Annotated in this window: 17 protein-coding genes; 10 read left to right on the top strand and 7 right to left on the bottom strand. The window is 71.4% G+C overall.

The genetic code is table 11. From position 1 onward, the window contains the following. Positions 1-75: 75 nt before the first annotated feature. Positions 76-1,962, bottom strand: coding sequence for an amidohydrolase (locus tag N8I84_RS06145; RefSeq protein ID WP_263228596.1), 1,887 nt, complete (start codon positions 1,960-1,962; stop codon positions 76-78). 396 nt (positions 1,963-2,358) lie between these two features. On the opposite strand from N8I84_RS06145, the gene N8I84_RS06140 reads away from it, so the two are divergent. The 6 genes from N8I84_RS06140 to N8I84_RS06115 all read left to right on the top strand — a co-directional run bounded on the left by N8I84_RS06140 (position 2,359) and on the right by N8I84_RS06115 (position 6,530). Beyond that, complete coding sequence (locus tag N8I84_RS06140) at positions 2,359-3,330, top strand: alpha/beta hydrolase (RefSeq protein WP_263228595.1); 972 nt, start codon at positions 2,359-2,361, stop codon at positions 3,328-3,330. Between the two features lie 22 nt (positions 3,331-3,352). Next, positions 3,353-3,487 (top strand): hypothetical protein, encoded by a 135-nt coding sequence (locus tag N8I84_RS06135; protein WP_390898860.1) that lies wholly within the window; start codon positions 3,353-3,355, stop codon positions 3,485-3,487. 323 nt (positions 3,488-3,810) lie between these two features. Continuing rightward, positions 3,811-4,410: a sulfite oxidase-like oxidoreductase gene (locus N8I84_RS06130; RefSeq protein ID WP_263234678.1), complete on the top strand. Its 600-nt coding sequence runs from the start codon at positions 3,811-3,813 to the stop codon at positions 4,408-4,410. A gap of 2 nt (positions 4,411-4,412) precedes the next feature. Beyond that, on the top strand, positions 4,413-5,123 hold the full coding sequence (locus tag N8I84_RS06125; protein ID WP_263228594.1) for a ferredoxin reductase: 711 nt from the start codon (positions 4,413-4,415) through the stop codon (positions 5,121-5,123). Positions 5,124-5,154: 31 nt separating this feature from the next. Further along, positions 5,155-5,430 carry a DUF6510 family protein gene (locus N8I84_RS06120; RefSeq protein WP_263228593.1) on the top strand — a complete coding sequence of 92 codons (276 nt, stop codon included), beginning with the start codon at positions 5,155-5,157 and terminating at the stop codon, positions 5,428-5,430. Positions 5,431-5,606: 176 nt separating this feature from the next. Then, positions 5,607-6,530 (top strand): NADP-dependent oxidoreductase, encoded by a 924-nt coding sequence (locus N8I84_RS06115; RefSeq protein ID WP_263228592.1) that lies wholly within the window; start codon positions 5,607-5,609, stop codon positions 6,528-6,530. A gap of 311 nt (positions 6,531-6,841) precedes the next feature. Here the strand turns inward: N8I84_RS06115 and N8I84_RS06110 are convergent, their stop codons facing one another. Further along, positions 6,842-8,536 carry a PucR family transcriptional regulator gene (locus tag N8I84_RS06110; RefSeq protein ID WP_390898859.1) on the bottom strand — a complete coding sequence of 565 codons (1,695 nt, stop codon included), beginning with the start codon at positions 8,534-8,536 and terminating at the stop codon, positions 6,842-6,844. Positions 8,537-8,797: 261 nt separating this feature from the next. On the opposite strand from N8I84_RS06110, the gene N8I84_RS06105 reads away from it, so the two are divergent. The 3 genes from N8I84_RS06105 to N8I84_RS06095 are packed head-to-tail and all read left to right on the top strand — an operon-like array spanning position 8,798 to position 14,387. Beyond that, positions 8,798-10,066: an aspartate aminotransferase family protein gene (locus N8I84_RS06105; RefSeq protein WP_263228591.1), complete on the top strand. Its 1,269-nt coding sequence runs from the start codon at positions 8,798-8,800 to the stop codon at positions 10,064-10,066. After that, positions 10,063-12,951: an FAD-binding and (Fe-S)-binding domain-containing protein gene (locus N8I84_RS06100; protein WP_263228590.1), complete on the top strand. Its 2,889-nt coding sequence runs from the start codon at positions 10,063-10,065 to the stop codon at positions 12,949-12,951. Before N8I84_RS06105 ends, N8I84_RS06100 begins: the two co-directional genes overlap by 4 nt. Next, on the top strand, positions 12,948-14,387 hold the full coding sequence (locus tag N8I84_RS06095; RefSeq protein WP_263228589.1) for an NAD-dependent succinate-semialdehyde dehydrogenase: 1,440 nt from the start codon (positions 12,948-12,950) through the stop codon (positions 14,385-14,387). Before N8I84_RS06100 ends, N8I84_RS06095 begins: the two co-directional genes overlap by 4 nt. 294 nt (positions 14,388-14,681) lie before the next feature. Here N8I84_RS06095 and N8I84_RS06090 read toward each other — a convergent pair whose 3' ends face one another. Then, positions 14,682-15,425, bottom strand: coding sequence for an IclR family transcriptional regulator (locus tag N8I84_RS06090; RefSeq protein WP_263234676.1), 744 nt, complete (start codon positions 15,423-15,425; stop codon positions 14,682-14,684). 272 nt (positions 15,426-15,697) lie between these two features. After that, positions 15,698-16,444, bottom strand: a complete 747-nt coding sequence (locus tag N8I84_RS06085) for an IclR family transcriptional regulator (protein WP_263234675.1) — start codon at positions 16,442-16,444, stop codon at positions 15,698-15,700. 451 nt (positions 16,445-16,895) lie between these two features. On the opposite strand from N8I84_RS06085, the gene N8I84_RS06080 reads away from it, so the two are divergent. Beyond that, positions 16,896-17,357: an Lrp/AsnC family transcriptional regulator gene (locus tag N8I84_RS06080; RefSeq protein WP_263228588.1), complete on the top strand. Its 462-nt coding sequence runs from the start codon at positions 16,896-16,898 to the stop codon at positions 17,355-17,357. Here the strand turns inward: N8I84_RS06080 and N8I84_RS06075 are convergent. Genes N8I84_RS06075 through N8I84_RS06065 form a run of 3 tightly spaced genes read right to left on the bottom strand, consistent with a single transcriptional unit; the run spans position 17,338 to position 20,028 of the window. Continuing rightward, positions 17,338-17,520 carry a hypothetical protein gene (locus N8I84_RS06075; protein WP_263228587.1) on the bottom strand — a complete coding sequence of 61 codons (183 nt, stop codon included), beginning with the start codon at positions 17,518-17,520 and terminating at the stop codon, positions 17,338-17,340. The genes N8I84_RS06080 and N8I84_RS06075 overlap by 20 nt on opposite strands. Next, positions 17,517-18,947 (bottom strand): aldehyde dehydrogenase family protein, encoded by a 1,431-nt coding sequence (locus tag N8I84_RS06070; protein WP_263228586.1) that lies wholly within the window; start codon positions 18,945-18,947, stop codon positions 17,517-17,519. The genes N8I84_RS06075 and N8I84_RS06070 overlap by 4 nt, the downstream gene beginning before the upstream one ends. Further along, the gene (locus tag N8I84_RS06065) at positions 18,940-20,028 is read right to left on the bottom strand and encodes a homoserine dehydrogenase (protein WP_263228585.1); all 1,089 of its coding nucleotides are present in this window, start codon (positions 20,026-20,028) and stop codon (positions 18,940-18,942) included. The genes N8I84_RS06070 and N8I84_RS06065 overlap by 8 nt, the downstream gene beginning before the upstream one ends. Between the last annotated feature and the right edge of the window lie 418 nt (positions 20,029-20,446).

Here is a 20,446-nt window from a genome sequence, read left to right as displayed (position 1 = left end):
CCCTGGGGACGGGGCCTGTGGTGGGGGTGGTGTCCCGGGAGGGGCGGCTCCGGGGCCGGGCCCCTCCCGGGAGCTCTAGAGGACGAAGCAGGGGTCGAACGGGGTGTCGGCGCCGTCCGGGGTCAGACCACGTCCGACGCGCCACTCGCGGTGCCGCTCCGACTCGGCGACGGCCTCGCCGAGCGCCTGTGCCTGCCGGGCGCCCGCGAGGCCCGGCCCGGCCGCCTGGTAGCCGCCGAAGTGCGCCACCGGGCTCCAGGCGGGGCTGATGGGCGGCAGTTCCTCGTCGAGGCCCTCGTACTCGGCGGCGGCGTACACGATCCGGCCGCCGGTGACCGTGAGGAGCGACTCGATGTGGGGGATGACCGGCTCGGGCGCGGTGAAGTAGTCCTCGGACAGCACCGCGAGGTCGGCGTAGCAGCCGGGGCGCAGGACGCCCTTGACGTCGTCCTCGCCGGTCAGTTGGGCGCCGGCGCGGGTGAACATCTCCAGCGCGGTCTGCCGGTCGACCTGGTTCGTCCACGGGCGCAGCGCCAGGTCACCGACCGTGCGGCCGCTGATGAGCCAGTGCAGGGCGACCCAGGGGTTGTAGGTGGAGACGCGGGTGGCGTCCGTGCCGGCGGCGACGGTCAGCCCGCGGTCCAGCATGGCGCGGATCGGCGGGGCGTCCGCGGCGGCGCCGGGCCCGTAGCGGCGCAGGAACGCCTCGCCCTGGAACGACAGCCGGTTCTGCACGGACATGGCTCCGCCGAGGGCGGCGACCCGGTCGAGACTGTCCGGCGAGACGGTCTCCGCATGGTCGAACAGCCACCGGTTCCCGGCCGGGAAAAGCCCTTCCGCGGCCAGCTTTTCGAACACCTCGAGGTCCCGGCGGATGGTGTGGTCATACGTGGCGTGCAGCCTGAAGCCCCAGCCGTTCTCCATGAGGAGACGGACCGCCTTCTCGAAATCCGCCTCGTAATCGGGGCCGAGTTCGGGGCGCGGCTGGGCGAAGTTCTCGAAGTCTGCGGCCGCCCAGGTGAGATTCTCTCCCGCCCCGTTCAGCCGCAGCCATTCGTCTCCGTCCTCGGGACGGGCGATCTCGATCCAGCGGGTGAGGTCGGCTATCTCCTGCCCGGCCGTCTGCGGGAAGAGGTGATAGGCGATGCGCAGCGACAACTGACCGGCCTTCGCCAGTTCGATGACGGTGCTGTAGTTCTCGGGGAAGTTCTGGAATCCGCCGGCCGCGTCGATGGCCGAGGTCAGCCCGAACCTGTTCAGCTCGCGCAGGAAATGGCGGGTCGAGGTCTTCATGTCCTCGCCCTGGAGCACCGGCGCCTTGGCCAGCGTCGAGTACAGGATGAGGGCGCTGGGCGCGGCCAGCAGCATGCCCGTCGGTTCCCCGTCCCGGCCGCGGACGATCTGCCCGCCCTTGGGGTCGGGCGTGTCCTTGCCGTAGCCCGCGGCCTTGAGCGCAGCCCGGTTGAGCACGGCCGACTGGTACAGGTGCAGAACGAACACCGGGGTGTCCGGGGCGGCGGCGTTCAGTTCCGCCACGGTCGGCAGCCGCCGCTCGGCGAACTGCTCGGCCGACCAGCCGCCCACCACCCGCACCCACTGGCCCTTCGGGGTACGAGCGGCCTGCTCACGCAGCATCGCCAGGCCCTGACGCAGGCTGCGCACCCCGTCCCAGCGCAACTCCAGAACGTAGTTGAGCCCACCGCGGATCACATGCAGATGGGCGTCGTTGAGGCCCGGGATCACCCGTCGCCCGAGCGCGTCCACCACCTTGGTGGCCGCGCCGATGTGCGGAGCCACGTCCCTGTCGCCGCCCACGACCGTGATGACGCCGCCCCGGACGGCGATCGCGTCGGCCTGGGGGCGGTTCGGGTCTCCCGTATGGACCTTGGCGTTGCGGACGACGAGCTCGGCGGCATCGTCGGTGGCTCGGGGAACCAGTCCGCCGACCGGCATTGCTGACATGTGAGTACGACCCCCTCCGGGACTGAACGGATGCGATGTCCGCTGTGGTTGACGTCGGCGGACGAAGAAGAGCGGATATGTGCGCGTGGACGTCAGCCCGATTCCACGGGCGGACCGCGACCGCTCAGCAACCACGCTAGGCCCGGTGCAAGCCGTCGTGTGTCCTCTCAGCGCACGACGGTGTTCCTCACAGCGCACGGGGACTGCGCAGGTCACCGATCGGCGGCGAAGGCCGGGCGACGCCCGTGCGCTGTGGGCACAACAGTCGTGCGCTCAGGGGCAATCACCGCCACCGCGGTGGTCCTACGGTGACAGTCAGCGGCACCGGAGTGGTCAGCACGAACCGGGTCGTTCGCCGGCAGGGCCGGCGTCGCCAACGCAATCCGAGGAGTTCCCATGTCCGATGCTGTCGCGCCGGTCCAGCCGGTACTGGAACCGGCCGCAGCCGAGTTCGCCGAGGCCACCGCCAATCCGCCGTACCTGTTCGACCTGGCCCCGGCAGAAGGGCGCAAGGCCGTCGACGAGGTGCAGTCCGGGGACATCGACAAGCCGGCGGTCGACGAGGAGTGGATCACCGTCTCCGGCGGTCCGACGGGCAGTGTGCGGGCGCGCATCGTCAAGCCCGCCGGGGCGACCGGTACGCTCCCGGTGATCATCTACATCCACGGTGCGGGCTGGGTCTTCGGCAACGCCCACACCCACGACCGCCTGGTGCGCGAACTCGCCGTCGGCGCGAACGCCGCCGTCGTCTTCCCCGAGTACGACCTGTCGCCCGAGGCCCGCTACCCGGTCGCCATCGAGCAGAACTTCGCGGTCGCCCGCTGGGTCGTTGACCAGGGCGCGTCCAAGGGCCTCGACGGCTCCAGGCTGGCCGTCGCCGGCGACTCCGTGGGCGGCAACATGACCGCGGCCCTGACCCTGATGGCCAAGGAGCGCGGCGGCATCCCGCTGGTCCAGCAGGTGCTGTTCTACCCGGTCACGGACGCGAACTTCGACACCGGCTCCTACCACCAGTTCGCCACCGGCTACTTCCTTCGCCGGGACGGCATGCAGTGGTTCTGGGACCAGTACACGACCGACGAGAGCGAGCGCGCCCAGATCACCGCGTCCCCGCTGCGCGCCACCACCGAGCAGCTGGGGGGCCTGCCCCCGGCCCTGGTCATCACCGCCGAGGCCGACGTGCTGCGGGACGAGGGCGAGGCCTACGCCAACAAGTTGCGCCAGGCCGGGGTTCCGGTCACCGCCGTGCGCTTCCAGGGCATCATCCACGACTTCGTGATGCTCAACGCGCTGCGCGGCACCCACGCGGCCGAGGCCGCGATCACCCTGGCGGCGCGGACCCTGCACGCGGCCCTGCACACCGCCTGAGGTCGAGGAGACACGCCCGGAGGTGGAGCGCTTCGGCGCGAAGCGGGCCGGCGCGGCCATCGTCGAGCTGGAGGGTGCGTCGCGGAGCCGGATCATGGGCTCGCGGCCCGAGGAGGTCGCCGACCTGATCCGGGACGCGGTCCGCGCAACGAGCTGACCGCGACGGGGACGGCCGCGTGGACGGCCGCGCGGACGCACTCCCCGCACCGCGTCCGCGCGGCTCCACCGCGACCGAGTGGTGGGGCGGCCCCGGTCACCCGACACTGGAGAAGTGACCGGGCCCAGCGGCCCTGCACCGGCCGCAGACGGCAGTACGGACGGCACACGGGCGGCACCGGCCGCGTCGTCCGCATGGCGGGCATCGGCTGTACCGGCTCGGCCGGCATCGGCTCCACCGGCTCGGCCGGCATCGGCTGTACCGGCTCGGCCGGAATCGGCGGCATCGGCGGCATCGGCCGCATCGGCTCAGGAGACAACGCTGTGACTTCCTTCTCACCCGGCTTCCAGGGCCGCGGACGGCGCCTCACGGACCGGCTGCCGCCCGGTCAGTACCCGACCGAGTCCTTCCCCGTGCTGTCGGCGGGCCCCACACCGAGGGTCCCCACCGAGACGTGGTCCTTCACCGTGACCACGGAACTCGGCGCCACACACAGCTGGACCTGGGACGAGATGATGGCCCTGCCGCAGCAGGAGACGACCCACGACATCCACTGTGTGACGCGCTGGTCGAAGTTCGACACGCAGTGGCGGGGCGTCCCCCTCGACGCCTTCCTCGAAGACGTGGAGACGGCCGCTGACTACGCCGTCGTCAGCAGCTACGGCGGGTACACCACCAATCTGCCGCTGGAGGACCTCCTCGACGGCAAGGCGTGGATCGTCCACACCTACGACGGCTATCCGCTGTCCCCCGAGCACGGCGGCCCGGCGCGGCTGCTCGTACCGCACCTCTACTTCTGGAAGTCGGCCAAGTGGGTGCGCGGACTGACGCTCACGCACGAGGACGAGCCGGGCTTCTGGGAGAGCGCCGGGTACCACAACTACGGCGACCCGTGGCGCGAACAGCGCAACTGGGGAGACTGAGCATGGGCATCGCCTGGCGCCGCGCCCGGCTCCTCGAGCGCCGTTCCCAGACCGCCACCGCCCGGACTCTGGTCCTGACGGCGCCCGACTGGCCCGGCCATCTGCCCGGCCAGCACGTCGACGTACGGCTCACCGCCGACGACGGCTACCAGGCCGTCCGCAGCTACTCCCTGGCCGCGCCCGCCGACGGCGACCGCATCGAACTCGGCGTGCAGGCCGTGGACGGCGGGGAGGTCTCGCCCTACCTGACCGACGGCCTGCCGGTGGGCGCGGAGGTGGAGGTACGCGGCCCGCTCGGCAACTGGTTCGTCTGGCGGGCCGAGCAGACCGAGCCGGCGCTCCTGGTGGCGGGCGGCTCCGGTGTCGTCCCGCTGACGGCCATGGTCCGCGCCCACCGCGCCGCACGCTCGCGGGGCCCCCTGCACCTGCTGTACTCGGTGCGCAGCCCGGAGGACGTCTGGTACCGCGACCACCTGGCCGACGGCGACCCCCTCCTCGACGTCCGCATCATGTACACACGGCAGGCCCCGCCCGGCAGCGTGCGCCCGCCCGGGCGCATCACGACGGCCGACCTGGACGAGGCGACGGCCCGTCTGAAGCCGGCAAGTCCCGTGTACGTCTGCGGGCCCACCGGCTTCGTGGAGGCTGTCGACAACCTGCTGATCGACAGGGGGCGGGACCCCGTCACGATCCGCACCGAGCGCTTCGGATGACCCACCGACCCCGACCGCACGGGAGGTCCTCATGGCAGACGCCACCACTCAGCTCGACGGCAACTGCCTCGCCGGCCCGCTCTCGGAGATCCTCTCGGTGGAGCCCACCACGGCCTGGTGGCGGTGCCCGGAGTGCGCGCGGTCGGGTCCGCTCGCCGAACTCCACGTCTACGGCCCCGAACCGGGCCTGACCGCCCGCTGTCCCGGCTGCGCGCACATAGCCCTCCGCCTGGTCAGGGAGGGCGAACACATCTGGCTCACGATGGGCGGGGGCACCGGGGCGTTCCGCTTCGCCACGAGTCCGTAGCTGCCCCGCTCCTTCCCCGAACCGGTCCTGAGCGCCCGTCAAGGACCGCTCGCCGGGTGCGACCAGGCGCAGTACGTGGGGGCGAAGCGAGTGAACGGTGTCGCTTGTGAAGCCTGTTCGTGGAGATGCCGCAGAAACCGCGGATGAGGTACTCCTGGACACCTATTGTGTCCGTTATGCGTGCAATTACCGTCAACCGTTACGGTGGCCCGGAGTCCCTGGAACTGGCCGAGACCGACGACCCCAAGGTCGGACCCGACTCGGTGCTCGTACGAGTGAAGGCCGCCGGGGTCAACCCGGTGGACTGGAAGATCGTCGCCGGCTACCTCGACCCGCTCATGTACGTCCACTTTCCCCTCGTGCCCGGATGGGACGTCGCGGGCGTCGTCGAGGCGGTCGGCCTGGACGTCCCGGAATTCTCGGTCGGCGACGAGGTCTTCGGATACGTCCGCAAGGACGAAGTGCAGCACGGCACCTATGCCGAGTTCGTCGCCGCGCCCGTACGCACCCTCGCGCGCAAGCCCGCGTCGCTGAGCTGGCAGCAGGCGGCCGGTGTCCCGCTGGCCGGGCTCACCGCCTGGCAGTCACTGGCCAGGGTGGGGGTCGCCGAGGGCGACACGGTCCTGGTCCACGCGGCGGCCGGCGGCGTCGGCTCCTTCGCCGTGCAGATCGCGGTGGCCAAGGGGGCCCGGGTGATCGGCACCGCCGGCGAACACAACCACGACTTCCTGCGCTCCCTGGGCGCGGAACCCGTCACCTACGGCGACGGCCTGGCCGACCGGGTACGGCGGCTGGCGCCGGAGGGCATCGACGCGGCACTGGACTACGTCGGCGGTGACGCGGTCGCCGTCTCCGAGGAACTGCTGAAGGACCGCTCGCGCCTCGCATCGATCGTCGACCCGGCGGTGACCGAGCACGGCGGGCACCACGTCTGGGTCCGGCCCGACAGCGCGGACCTCGCGAAGCTCGCTCGACTCGCCGACGCCGGCAAGCTCGACGTCCATGTCGCGCATGCCCTGCCGCTGGCCGAGGCCGCCGAGGCGTTCCGTCTCAGCATGAGCGGCCGGACCCGCGGCAAGATCGTGCTCGAGGTCGGGTGACCACTCGATCGGCTCCCGCCCACCCACCACGGGGCCCACATCCCAGCCGGCCCCGACCGACCTGACCTGAGACCGTCCCGCCGCTACGGCTCCCGGCCCCGCGGCGGTGCCGGAACCGATCCCGGGGCGCCGTGGCGGGCGTCTCAGGCGGGCCGTGCGGCTCGTCGCTCGTTGCGCTGTGCGAGTTCCTCGTACGGTTGGGCGACTCGCTCGACACGCCTCGTCTCCTCTCGTCCGGGGAGGACCGGACAGCCCACCGATCTGTGAAACCTCGCAGGTGACCGAGTGGGCAGCATTTGGAAAAGGCCCTCTCAGCGCACCCGCAGAACGTCGAGCGCGGTGAGTGCCACGTGGAGTTCGGTGCGCTGTTCGCCGGACTCCAGGTCGCAGTCGAGTATCCGCTCGATGGTGCGCAGACGCTGGTAGACGGTCTCTCGGGACAGACCGCCCGAGCGGGCCGCCACCGTCTTGTTGCCTGCCGCGTCCAGGTAGTGCCGCAAGGTGGTCAACAAGTCCGTGCCGTGGCGGGCGTCGTGGTCGGCGAGTCGGCCGAGCCGGCGTTCGGCGTAGTCCTGGATCCGGGTGTCTTCGCGGAGTGCGAAGAGGAGGCGGCGCAGGCCGATGTCGGAGCGTTCGTGGTAGGAGCGTCCGGGCGGGAGCGGCTGGTCGGGCTCGGTGGCTTCGGCCACACGGGTCGCGTCGCGGAAGGAGTGGGCGACGCCGGTGAGGTCGGTCGCCTCGCTGCCCGTACTCACAGATGTCCCCGGCAACAGGTCGAGTGCGGTACGGCTCAGGTGTTCGACAACGGGTCGCCATGGCTGCTCCGGGCGCAGGGACAGGAGGATGCCGAGACGGGTCGGTCCGAGGAGGCCGACGAGGGCCTGTGATCCCCTCTTCCTCAGATCCTCGGAGAGGAGTTCCTCCGCCTTCGTCCTGTCGTCCTCGTGGGGGACGTCCACGAGCACGGCGAGGAAGCGGGAGCCCTTCGTCGGTACCCCCAGCGCGGTGACCCGGGCGTCGGCGTCCGCAGGCGAGCGGTGGCGCTGTTCGACGAGGTCGCGCAGGACGCTGCGATGTGCGGTGCGTTCCCAGGGGTCGGAGTGGGTGAGGCGGGCGATGGTGAGGGCCATCGCGGTCCTCTCCAGGACGGTGACGTCTTCGGGGCCGAACGGGCCGGAGGCCGAAGGAGCGGCCGGGCCGGGCGGTGTCGGGAGCATGGCCACCCTTCCCCAGCGTTCGCCCTGGTACTCCACGGGTGCCGCGAGCCAGCTCTCGGGGCCCAAGACGGTGGTGTGGTCGGCGGACGGTGTCGCTCGGGAGCGCTGTTCCCAGTCGGCGAGCGCCGCCTCGACCGTGTCGCCGGAGGGCTGGCAGATCAGTGCCTGGTGGACCAGGTTTTCCAGAACGACGGTGTGGCCGCTCATCTCGGCGGCGGCGCGTACGACGTCCTCGGGTCCGGCGCCGCGCAGGGTGAGGGCGGTGAACGCCTCGTGGACGCGCTGGGTCCGCCGCATCGCATCGGCCTGGCTGCCAAGGATGAGGGCGTGGACGACCTGGGTGACCTCCAGGAAGTTGACGTCTCTGGCCAGGGTGATGAGGGGTAGGCCGCGGGCCTGGCAGGCGTGGGCCAGGGCGTCGGGCGGACGGTGGTAGCGGCGGACCAGTTCGATGACCAGGGCCGCGGCGCCGATGTCGGCGAGTTCGTCGACATAGCGCCGTACGCCGGCCGGTTCGTCGGGGAGAGGCATGCCGGTGGTCAGTACGAGTTCGCCGCCCTTGAGGAAGGAGGCGGGGTCGGTCAACTCGGTGATGTGGACCCAGCGGACGGGCCGGTCGAGCCGCGCTGCGCCGGTGACGACCTGGGGTTGTCCGGCGGCAAGGACGGGGAGGGCCAGGACGTCCGCCACGGTGATCGGGCGGCCGACGGTGTCCAGGTCGCGGCCCGGCACGGAGGCGCCGGCGCTGCCGGCGCCGGGCCCTGGAGCCGTGTGGTGGTTCTCGCTCACGGTGCCTCCATGGGGGCCCACGCTCGAGCGGAGCCCGAGAGCTCGGGGAGTGCCCCGTCACTCTGACAAGCGTCGCTGACCTGCGCAAGGGCCCGGAGACGGCGGGCGCGTGGCGGACGGGCGGGACGTGGTGCCAGATGCGGTTGACACAACGTCCGGATACCGCGTCGCGGCCGGACACATCGCGGGTTGGTGCCGTCCTGGTCCACGGAGATGCTCAGGGAGACCGGAGCAGACCGACGAACACGCCGGGAGACGAACATGACCGCACTGTCGCCGCACCTTCGCCAGGCCACGCCCGTGGTGGCGGTCCGGGGCGAGGGCGTCCACCTCTACGGCGAGGACGGCCGCCGCTACCTGGACTTCACCGCCGGCATCGGCGTCACCAGCACCGGGCACTGCCACCCCAAGGTCGTGGCGGCGGCTCAGGAGCAGGTGGGCACACTCGTCCACGGCCAGTACACGACGGTCATGCACCAGCCCCTGCGGCGGCTCGTCGACAAGCTCGGCGAGGTGCTGCCGGCCGGCCTGGACAGCCTGTTCTTCACCAACTCCGGCAGCGAGGCGGTCGAGGCGGCGCTGCGGCTGGCCCGCCAGGCCACCGGCCGCCCCAACATCATCGTCTGCCACGGAGGCTTCCACGGCCGTACGGTGGCCGCCGCGTCCATGACCACCTCCGGCACCCGCTTCCGCTCCGGTTTCTCCCCGCTGATGAGCGGCGTCGTCGTCACCCCCTTCCCGTCGGCCTACCGCTACGGCTGGGACGAGGAGACCGCGACCCGCTTCGCCCTGAAGGAACTCGACTACACGCTCCAGACGATCTCCTCGCCCGCCGACACGGCCGCGATCATCGTCGAGCCGGTGCTCGGCGAAGGCGGATACGTGCCCGCGACCCAGGCCTTCCTCCAGGGCCTGCGCGAGCGCGCGGACCGGCACGGCTTCCTGCTGATCCTCGACGAGGTGCAGACGGGCGTCGGCCGCACCGGCCGCTTCTGGGGCCATGACCACTTCGGCGTCACCCCGGACATCCTGGTCACCGCGAAGGGCCTGGCCAGCGGGTTCCCGCTGTCCGGCATCGCGGCCTCCGAGGAGCTGATGACCAAGGCGTGGCCGGGCTCGCAGGGTGGTACGTACGGCGCCAACGCCGTCGCATGCGCGGCTGCCTGCGCCACCCTCGACGTCGTACGCGACGAGAAGCTCGTCGAGAACGCCGAGGCGATGGGCAAGCGGCTGCGCCAGGGGCTGGAGGCGGTGGCCGACCGGACACCGGGCATCGGCGACGTACGCGGCCTCGGGCTCATGCTCGCCGCCGAGTTCGTCACCGAGGACGGCAGCCCCGACCCGGAGACCGCCGCCCGCGTGCAGCGCGCCGCCGTGGACGCAGGCCTGCTCCTGCTGCTGTGCGGCGCCTGGAACCAGGTAGTACGCATGATCCCTGCGCTCGTCATCGACGAGGCTGCGGTGGACGAGGGTCTCCAGGCGTGGGCGACCGCGGTGGAGGTCGGCACATCGGGCGTGGCACGGCGATGACGGACACCACCACGGCCCTGGAGCCGCTGGTCGCGCGGCTCGCCGAGACCGCTCCCGGCCTGCGGGTGGAGACCGGCCCTGGCTCCACCGGCCTCTACGCCTACGACGCCTCCAACTACCGGGTCCCGCCGCGGGCCGTGGTCTTCCCCCGCAGTGACGACGACGTGGTCGCGGTGCTGCGGGCCTGCCGCGATGCGCGGATCCCGGTCACCGCGCGGGGCGGCGGCACCAGCATGGCGGGCAACGCGGTCGGACCGGGCGTCGTCCTGGACTTCTCCCGCTACATGAACCGGATCCTGGACATCGACCCGGTGGCGCGCACCGCGCGGGTCCAGTCCGGAGTGGTCCTGGACGCGCTGCGCAGCGCGACCGCCCTGCACGGGCTCACCTTCGGCCCCGACCCCTCCTCGCACAGCCGCTGCACCCTCGGCGGCATGATCGGCAACGACGCGTGCGGGAACCGGTCGGTGCGGCACGGACGTACCAGCTCCCACATCGAGGCGCTGGAGATCGTCACGGCCGACGGCGTGCGCGCCGTCGCGGACCGCACCGGCCTGCGCGCGGCCGACCCGAACGACACGGACGCGGTCCAGCGCGTCGCCCGCGTCGAAGCGGACGTACGCCGCCTGATCGACGCCGATTTGGCGCCGATCCGCACCGAGCTGGGCCGCATACCCCGCCAGGTCTCCGGCTACCAGCTGCACCACCTGCTGCCCGAGCACGGCTTCGACATGGCCCGCGCGCTGGTGGGCACCGAGGGCTCCTGTGCGGTCGTCACCGCCGCGACGGTCCGCCTGGTGGCGACCGCACAGGCTTCCACGCTGTTGACGCTCGGCTACGACGACGTGGTCGACGCCGCCGAGGACGTCCCGGAGATCCTGCGCTGGAATCCCACCGCAGTGGAGGGCATGGACGAGGCGATCGTCGCCACCATGCGCGCCCGACGCGGCCCGGACTCCGTCACCGGACTGCCCGAGGGACGGGCCTGGCTGTACGTCGAACTCGACGGTGACGACCAGGCGGCGGTCGACGGCCGCGCCGCCGAACTGCTGGACGTTCTCAAGGCGCAGGGCCGGATGACCGGTGGGCGGGTCGTTCAGAGCCCGGTCGAGCGGCGCTCGCTGTGGCGGGTCCGCGAGGACGGGGCCGGACTCGCCGCCCGGCTCGTCGACGGTGGGGAATCCTGGCCCGGCTGGGAGGACTCGGCGGTCGCGCCGGAGAACCTGGCCGCCTACCTGCGCGACTTCCGCAAGCTGCTCGCCGCCCATGGGTTGACCGGCGTGCTGTACGGCCACTTCGGCGCGGGCTGTGTGCATGTGCGCATCGACTTCGACCTGGCCACGGACACCGGCCGGGCGGCCGCGCGCCGCTTCCTCGGCGAAGCGGCCACGCTCGTGGTCTCGCACGGCGGCACGCTGTCGGGTGAACACGGTGACGGACGGGCCAGAGGCGAGCTGCTTCAGGTCATGTACAGCCACCGGCTGATCGGGGCGTTCGCCGCCTTCAAGGAGATCTTCGACCCCGAGGGACTGCTCAACCCCGGCGTCATCGTGGCTCCGGCGCGGCTGGACGCCGATCTCGCCCTGCACGCGCCCGAGGTGCTGCCCGCCGAGACCCTCTTTTCCTTCCCGCACGACGAGGACGGCTTCGCGGGAGCGGTACGCCGCTGTGTCGGAGTCGGTCGATGTCGCAGCGACGCGGGCGGCGTGATGTGTCCCAGCTACCGGGCCACGGGGGAGGAGAACGACTCCACACGGGGCCGGGCCCGCCTCCTCCAGGAGATGGTGCGCGGCGGGACCGTCCAGGACGGCTGGCGCTCTGCCGAGGTGCGCGACGCCCTCGACCTGTGCCTGTCCTGCAAGGCGTGCTCCAGCGACTGCCCAGTCGGCGTCGACATGGCCACGTACAAGGCGGAGTTCCTGCACCAGCACTACAAAGGCAGGGTCCGGCCCCGCTCCCACTACTCGCTGGGCTGGCTGCCCCTGACGTCAACCCTCGCCGGATACGCCGCTCGACCGGTCAACGCGCTGCTGCGCGGACCGGTCGGCAAGCTGCTCGCCCGCCTCGGAGGCGTGACCACGAAACGCCGCATCCCCGCCTTCGCCTCCCGGCGCGCGCTGCGCCGGGCCCTGCGCACGGCGAGGACGGGGGAACCGGCGAAGACCTTGCTCTTCGTCGACAGCTTCACCCGCGCCTTCCGCCCCGAGGTGGCCGGAGCGGCGAGCCGCGTACTCGCCGACGCCGGAATCCCCTGTACGGCGGAGGAAGACCTGTGCTGCGGTCTGACCTGGGTCAGCACCGGCCAGTTGTCCATCGCGCGCCGCATCATGGCCCGAACCGTCGCCCGCCTGGACAACGGCGACGACCGGCCCATCATCGTGGCCGAGCCCAGTTGCGCCGCGGCCCTCAAGCGTGACGTGCCCGAACTCCTCGGTACCTCCGCGGCCCGTCGCGTCGCCGCCCGCGTCCACACCTTCACCGGGGCCCTGACAGACCTCGCCGCGCCCGGCTGGACGCCGCCGGAGCTGCCGGACGACGTCGTCCTGCAGACGCACTGCCACGAATACGCCACCTTCAAGGGCCGCCACCCACGCGACCTGCTCAGCCGCCTCGGTGTGCGGAAGGTCGACGAGGCCGAGGGCTGCTGCGGACTCGCCGGCAACTTCGGCTTCGAGGCCCAGCACTACGACACCTCGATGGCCGTCGCCGACCTGGCCCTGAAACCCCGTCTGGACGGCATCGACCAGGGCAGGCGGGCCGTCGTCGTGGCCGACGGCTTCAGCTGTGCCACCCAGATCGACCACCTCGCCGGTGACCGGGGCATCCGCGCCCTGCACCTGGCGGAACTGCTCGACCCCGCCGATCAACCAGGAGAGACGTCATGACCGACACACCCACGCAGTTGTTCATCGGCGGTGCCTGGGTGGACGCCGCGGACGGCGCCACCATGCCCGTCGACGACCCCGCGACAGGCGAGATCCTCTGTCACGTCGCCGACGCCGGGCCCAAGGACGCGCGGCTCGCGGAGGACGCGGCCGTGCAGGCCCAGGAGGAATGGGCCCGTACGGCACCGCGGGTGCGCAGTGAGATCCTGCGCCGCGCGTACGAGATCATCCTCGAGCGCACCGACGAGCTCGCGCACCTGATGACGGCCGAGATGGGCAAGCCGCTGGCCGAGGCCAGGGGAGAGGTGGCGTACGCGGCGGAGTTCTTCCGCTGGTTCTCCGAGGAGGCCGTCCGCATCGACGGTGGCCTCGCCACCCTGCCCGACGGCCGCAACCGCATGCTGCTCTCCCGTCGCCCGGTCGGGCCCTGCCTGCTGATCACCCCGTGGAACTTCCCTCTGGCGATGGGCACCCGCAAGATCGGCCCGGCGGTCGCCGCGGGCTGCACGATGGTGCTCAAGCCGGCTCCGCAGACCCCTCTGTCCAGCCTGGCGCTCGCCGCGATCCTCAAGGAGGCCGGACTGCCGGACGGCGTGCTCAACGTCGTCACCACCTCCCGTGCGGCGGAGGTGTGCGAACCGCTCCTGCGCGGCGGGCAGATCCGCAAGCTCTCGTTCACCGGTTCCACGGCCGTCGGGCGGCTGCTGCTGGCGCAGTGCGCCGACACCGTCGTACGGACCTCGATGGAACTGGGCGGGAACGCGCCGTTCATCGTCTTCGAGGACGCCGACCTGGACAAGGCCGTGGACGGCGCGATGGTCGCCAAGATGCGCAACATGGGCGAGGCGTGCACGGCCGCGAACCGCTTCTTCGTGCACGCGTCGGTGGCGGAGGAGTTCGGGCGGCGGCTCGCCGAGCGCATGGGTGCGCTGGTCGTGGGCCCCGGCACCCGGGACGGTGTCGATGTCGGTCCGCTGATCGACAGGACCGGACGTGCCAAGGTCGAGGAGCTGGTCGCCGACGCGGTCGAGCGCGGCGCGCGGGTGCTCGTCGGCGGCCGCACTCCCGAGGGCCCCGGCTGCTACTACCCGCCGACCGTGCTCACCGATGTGGCCCCTGACAGCCGACTGATGGACACGGAGATCTTCGGCCCCGTGGCGGCGATCCTCACCTTCGACGACGAGGACGAGGTCGTCCGCCGCGCCAACGACACCCCCTGGGGACTGGTCGGTTACGTCTTCACCGAGGGCCTCGACCGCGCCCTGCGCGTCAGCGAGCGCCTCGAAGCGGGCATGGTCGGCCTCAACACCGGCCTCGTCTCCAACCCGGCCGCGCCGTTCGGCGGCGTCAAGCAGTCCGGGCTCGGCCGCGAGGGAGGCCGGGTGGGGATCGACGAGTACCTGGAGTACCAGTACCTGGCGGTGCCCGTGCGATGACGGCGGCGGTCCTGCCCTGACATTCGCCGCATCGCGCACCGCGCGGGCCCCCGTGCCCGGCCGAACAGTCCTTCAGGCCGGGCGCGGGGATCGGCCTGTCTGCTCCCAGCCGGACGGGGGCTCGCGCAGGCGAGGAAGGCGTGCGCGGACTGCGGGGTCGGGCCACTGCGGAAGCCATCGCCGCGGGTCTCCCGCAGCAGGGGACGCAGGTGTCGTGGAGCGCAAGGGAACGTGGTCGGCCCGCTGCCGCTCACCGGTGACACGGGACTGTCACACAACCGGGGGCCGGTGCGCTCAGCGCAGATGGCGGGCGGTGATTTCCGCCGCGGTGTCGGTCACCAGTTGCCCCAGCTCGGCGAGCCGGCCGGCTTCGAAGCGGGAGTCGGGCATCGAGACGGCCACGGCCGCCACAGGCAACCCGTCACCATCCAGGACGGGTGCCGCGATGGCACAGACACCCTGGAGGTACTGGTTGAGGTTGACGGAGTATCCACGGTCCTTGACGCGGCGGAGTTCGGAGCGCAGCTCCACAGGGTCGGTGATGGTCTCGTCGCCGTAACCCTCGAGCGTGCCCGCCGCGAACTCGTCGACCTCGGACTTCGGCAGATGGGCGAGGACCGCGTGTCCGGCGGCCGTGGCGTGCAGGGGTGAGGTGTCGCCGATGGCGTGGAAGGTTCGTACGGCGTGGTCGCAGTCGACGCGGTCGACGACGACCATGCCGTGCAGGGCGTCGGGCACCGACAGGTGGATGGTCTCGTTCACCGCGTCGCGGAGCCGGATCATGGGCTCGCGGGCGGCGGCGAACAGGCTGGAGCCCTGGAGGGCGGCGGGCCGTACGGCGAGGACGCGGGCGCCGATCTCCCAGCGGGTGGTGTCCTTGCGGCTCGCCCGCAGCCAGCCCGCCTCGTCGAGTGTGACCAGGGTCCGCTGCACGGTCGACTTGGGCAGGCCGAACAGCTTCGTCAACTCCCCGACCGTGACCGGCTGGTGCTGGGCGACCGCCTCCAGGATCCGCAGCGACCTGGTGACGCTCTTCATCTCCATCCAGTGCCCCCGTCAGCTGTGCGGATTTGTGTGACCACCTCTTGACTCCCTCCCTGGGCCGACCATGATCCGTGCCGGATTTTAGCATTGCGTTCCACAATCCGGCATACGGTCTGAGGTCTGCCGGTTGGACGCCCTACGCCTGGCTCTTCATTCGGCCGGGCGCAGGGGCGATGGCTGCCGCGACACGCACTGAGGGTCGGCTCCCACGCCGGTGCGTGGAGCCGACCCTCGCTGGTGCGGGGCTCTCGGCCACCGCCTTTCGTTCAGGCGCCCATGAGGCGCCCGGAGATCTCCGCGGCCGTGCCGGCGACGAGGCGGCCCCACTCGGGCACCCGGTCCGCGTCGTACCGGGAATCGGGCATTGACATGGCCACGGCAGCCAGCGGTGTTCCGTCCTCGTTGAGCACGGGCGCGGCGAGGGCGCAGACGCCCGGCCGGTACTGGTTGCGGTTGACCGCATAGCCGTCGCCGCGGACCCGGTCCAGTTCGGCGCGCAGCTCCTCGGGGTCGGCAGGGGTGGTGCCGCTGAAGCGTTCCAGTCCCCGCGTGACGAGTTCGTCGACGTCCTGCTTCGGAAGGTGGGCGAGGATGGCGCGCCCGACGGCCGTGGCGTGCAGGGGTGAGGTGTCGCCCACGTTGTGGAAGGTTCGTACGGCGTGGTCGCAGTCGACGCGGTCCACCACGACCATGCACTGCAGGGCGTCGGGCACCGACAGGTGGATGGTCTCGTTCACCGCGTCGCGGAGCCGGATCATGGGCTCGCGGGCGGCGGCGAACAGGCTGGAGCCCTGGAGGGCGGCGGGCCGTACGGCGAGGACCCGGGCGCCGATCTCCCAGCGGGTGGTGTCCTTGCGGTTCGCCCGCAGCCAGCCCGCCTCGTTGAGTGTGACCAGGGTCCGCTGCACGGTCGATTTGGGCAGGCCGAACAGCTTCGTCAGCTCTCCCACGGTGACGGGCTGGTGCTGGGCGACCGCCTCCAGGATCCGCAGCGACCTGGTGACGCTCTTCATCTCCATCCGGCTCCCCCCTGTCAATCCTCGGAATTTCTGCTGGACACCCTCTTGACTCCCCTCCGGACCACTGCCATCCTCTGTGCCGAAACATAGCACAGCATTCCACATTGTGGCACGGCTTCCGAGGGGTCCGAGCGAACTCCGAGACAAACGGGCGGTTGCGAGCCGCAGGCTCCTGACCGAACAGCCGTCCGGGCCACCAGCATGCGCCCCGGCGATACGAAAGGAAAGTCCTGTGTCAGCTGCCTGAAGGGCGTCGCCGTCGTGGGCGTCGGAACGATGGGCAGCCAGGCCGCCCGGCGGCCGGCAGCGTCCCGCGTTCATTGCACCTCGCACAGGGGTCACGGCGGGTGCCGCCGCGACCGCCTTCTGCGTCTGCGGCACACCCGCGATCCGCGTGCCGTGGGGTGTGTGAACCTCGACCGATTCGCGAAGGAGACGGTCCGCCGTGGACGCCATCGACGAGAAGATCATCGCCGAGCTGACCCGGAACGCCCGCATCCCGCACTCAGAACTGGCCGGCAAAGTACTGCTGTCCCGCAACGCGGTGCGTCAGCGCATCGAACGGCTGGAGCGCCGGGGCCACATCGCCGGCTACACCATCGTCCGCGCCGGCGAAGACACCGGCGACGCCGTCTCGGCGCTCGTACTCGTATACCGCCAGGACCGCATGCGCGGCGGCGACGTCCTGGCCGCGCTCAAGCGCATTCCGGAGGTCGTCATCTGCGAGATCCTCAGCGGCGACTTCGACATCATGGTGCGCCTTGAGGCGGCCTCGCTGGAACGCGTACGGGGCATCTGGGAGGACATCGCCCAGATGCCCGGCGTACGGGACACGGTCACGGCGCTCACCCTGTCAAGGGTGGTCGACCGCCCGCGAGGAGTCCGGCCTACGACGGCAGCGGGATGAGCAGCGAGGCCGCCTGTTCCCGCTCGAGCAGCCCGCCCTGGACCACGAGGTCCACCACGTCCGTCCCGGTCGCGGGGGCGATCGGCGGCTTGAAAGCGCTGAGCGGGAGTAGCCCGTTCTCCGCGGCCATCGTGGAGGCGCGCTCGGCGCGGAAGGCGATCATTGCACCACTTCACTGATGTGGTTGACGCAGACGACCTTGGGCTGGGTCATCTCCTCGAAGGCGAAGCGCACGCCCTCGCGGCCCATGCTGCCGTACTTGAAGCCGCCGAACGGCATGGCGTCGAAGCGGTAGTCGGACGAGTCGTTGATCATCACTCCGCCCGCTTCCAGCAGGCGGGCCGCGGACAGGGCGCGGTCCAGGCGCGAGGTGAAGATGCCCGCGTGGAGGCTGTAGTCGATGGCGTTGGCCTGTTCGATGGCGTCCTCGAAGGACGTGAACGGCTCCAGCACGACGACCGGGGCGAACACCTCCTCCTGCCGGATCGAGCAGGTCGCCGGGACGTCTTCCAGGACGGTCGGCGTGTAAAGGGAGCCGCTGACGTCGTTGCCGCACAGCAGCACCGCGCCCTCGGCCACCGCCGCGTCGACCTTGGCCCGGGTGGCGGCCGCGGCCTCCTGGGTGATCATGGGGCCGACGTCGGTGCGCTCGTCGAGCGGGTCGCCGACGCGCAGCAGCTTGGTGCGGGCGACGAAGGCGTCGCGGAAGCGCTCGTAGACCTCGTGGGCGATGAGGATCCGCTGGGTGCCGATGCAGTTCTGGCCCGCGGCCCAGAACGCGCCGGAGACACAGCAGGCCACGGCCTCCTCCAGGTCGGCGTCGTCCATGACGATGACCGGGGCGTTGCCTCCCAGGTCCATGGCGAGCTTCTTCAGGCCGGCTGTGCGGGAGATGGCCTCGCCGGTGGTGAACCCGCCGGTGAAGGACACCATGCGCACGTCGGGGGCGGACACGATCGCGGCGGCGATGTCGGCATCGCCGTTGACGACGGTGACGATCTCCTCGGGCAGGCCGGCCTCGATGAGCGTGTCCACCAGCCGCAGCGCGGACAGCGGCGTCAGGGCGGACGGTTTGAGGATGACCGCGTTGCCGCCCGCGATGGCCGGGCCGAGCTTGTGGGCGACCAGGTTCAGGGGGTCGTTGAAGGGGGTGATGGCGGCGATGATGCCCAGTGGTTCGCGGGTGAACCAGCCCTGCCGTTTCTCGGAGCCCTCATAGGAGTCGAAGGGGATGACCTCGCCGGCGTTGCGCCGTGCCTCGGCCGCGGACAGGGAGAGGGTGTTGACCGCGCGGGCGACTTCCTTGCGGGCCTGGGCGATGGTCTTGCCGGCCTCGCTGACGATCAGCTGGGCGAAGGACTCGGCGCGCCGCTCGACCAGACGGGAGGCGCGTTCCAGGACCGCGGCCCTGGAGGCGCGGGACAGTGCGGCCGCGGTGCGGCGCCCGCACCTGGCCTGCTGAAGGACGGTGCCGATGGCGCCTGCGTCGACGGTGGGGACCGAGGCGATGATCTCGCCGGTGTAGGGGTTGTGCACGGGCGCCGTGTCGGCGCCGAGTTCGATGCTGGGCGGCACGACGGTGTCAGACACGGTGCGTCTCCTGGAGAACGGGGCGCGTGGGCGTGGTGTCGTCGTCCGCGTGGCGCTGGTGGATGGCGATGAGGTCCGACAGCAGGGCGTAGGCGGTCTCGATGCGTCCGGCGCCCGGCCCGGAGACCGTGACGGTGCCGAGGAGGTCGGTGTGGAAGGCGACCGCGTTGACCGGGCCGGAGATCCCGGCCAGCGGGTGGTGTGCCGGCAGGGCGAGCGGGGCGACGCGGGCGTCGACGCTGCCGTCCTCGTGGCGGGTGGCGGAGCCGACCAGCTTCCAGCGCAGCCCCTTGGACGCGGCGTCCTGCACCTCTTGGGGGGTGATCGCGGAGATGCCCTCGCAGAAGACGTCCCCGCGGCGCAGGTCGGCGCCGAGGACCTCGTTGGCCAGGATCATGACCTTGAGCTGGACGTCGTGGCCCTCGATGTCGGCGGTGGGATCGGCTTCGGCGTACCCGAGGTCCTGGGCTTCTGCGATGGCCGCCGGCAGATCGAGGCCTTCTTCGAGTCGGCCGAGGACGTAGTTCGAGGTGCCGTTCAAGATGCCCTGGACACCGGTGATCTCCAGTCCGCCGAACAGGCGCTGGGCGGTGCGCAGGATGGGGGTGCCGCTGAGCACCGAGCCCTCGAACTCGAAGCTGACACCGTGTTCGGCGGCCAGCTGCTTCAGTGCCCGGCCGGCGAGCGCGACCGGCCCCTTGTTGGTGGTGCACACGTGCTTGCCCGATTCCAGGGCCCAGCGCACATGGGAGAGGGCGGGCTCGCCGTCGGCGGGGTTGGTGAACGTCGCCTCCACGACGATGTCGGCCGGCACCTCGCGGATCACCCACTCGTTGCGCGGATCAGCGCTGCCGCCGGCAAGGCCCGCGAAGTTCAGCTCCCCGGGCTCGGCCGCCAGCAGCGGCGCCAGATCGATGCCGTCGGTGTCCACCAGGGAACCGGCCCGCAGATCGGTGATCGCCACGACGCGCAGGGTGAAGCCCAGCTCCCTGGCCAGGCGGTCCCCGCGTCGGGATATGAGCTCGGCCAGCGCGCGGTTGACGCCGCCGAATCCGATGAGGGCGAGATCGTATCGACCCATGTGAAAGCTCCTTCGCAGTCCGCCGCACCCTCTTCGGCGCGGCTGCTCAGAGCCTCACGGTCCGGCCTGTCACCTGCTCCATGCCGCAACGACCACACGGCATGCCGATCTGCACCGTTGTGACGCCGCCTCGCTCACCCTGCGTCCGGCGACAGCGGCCCGCTCGGTGCTTCAGTTCCGTCCGGCTTCCCGCCGTTGGTCCTCGGCCCGGCAAGTCCAGCGGTCACCCCGGTTCGGAATCGTTTTCGAGCTGGCTCGTCCTGCCCGCAGCCATGCCGTCAGCCGGCGGATGCGTCCGTCTTGCTCGGGTGATTGACGGCTGAGGAGGTGGTAGCTGGTGCCGTCGGGCAAGAAACCGTATGGTGCGACGAGTTGCCCTCGCTCCAGGTCGTCGCGGGCGACGGCATTGTCCAGGGGC

Origin of the sequence: Streptomyces cynarae (genome assembly GCF_025642135.1) — a bacterium.
In the GTDB taxonomy this organism is placed as follows: domain Bacteria; phylum Actinomycetota; class Actinomycetes; order Streptomycetales; family Streptomycetaceae; genus Streptomyces; species Streptomyces cynarae.
The sequence above is the reverse complement of the archived record's forward strand: the minus strand, read 5'-3'. Positions and strand labels throughout refer to the sequence as shown.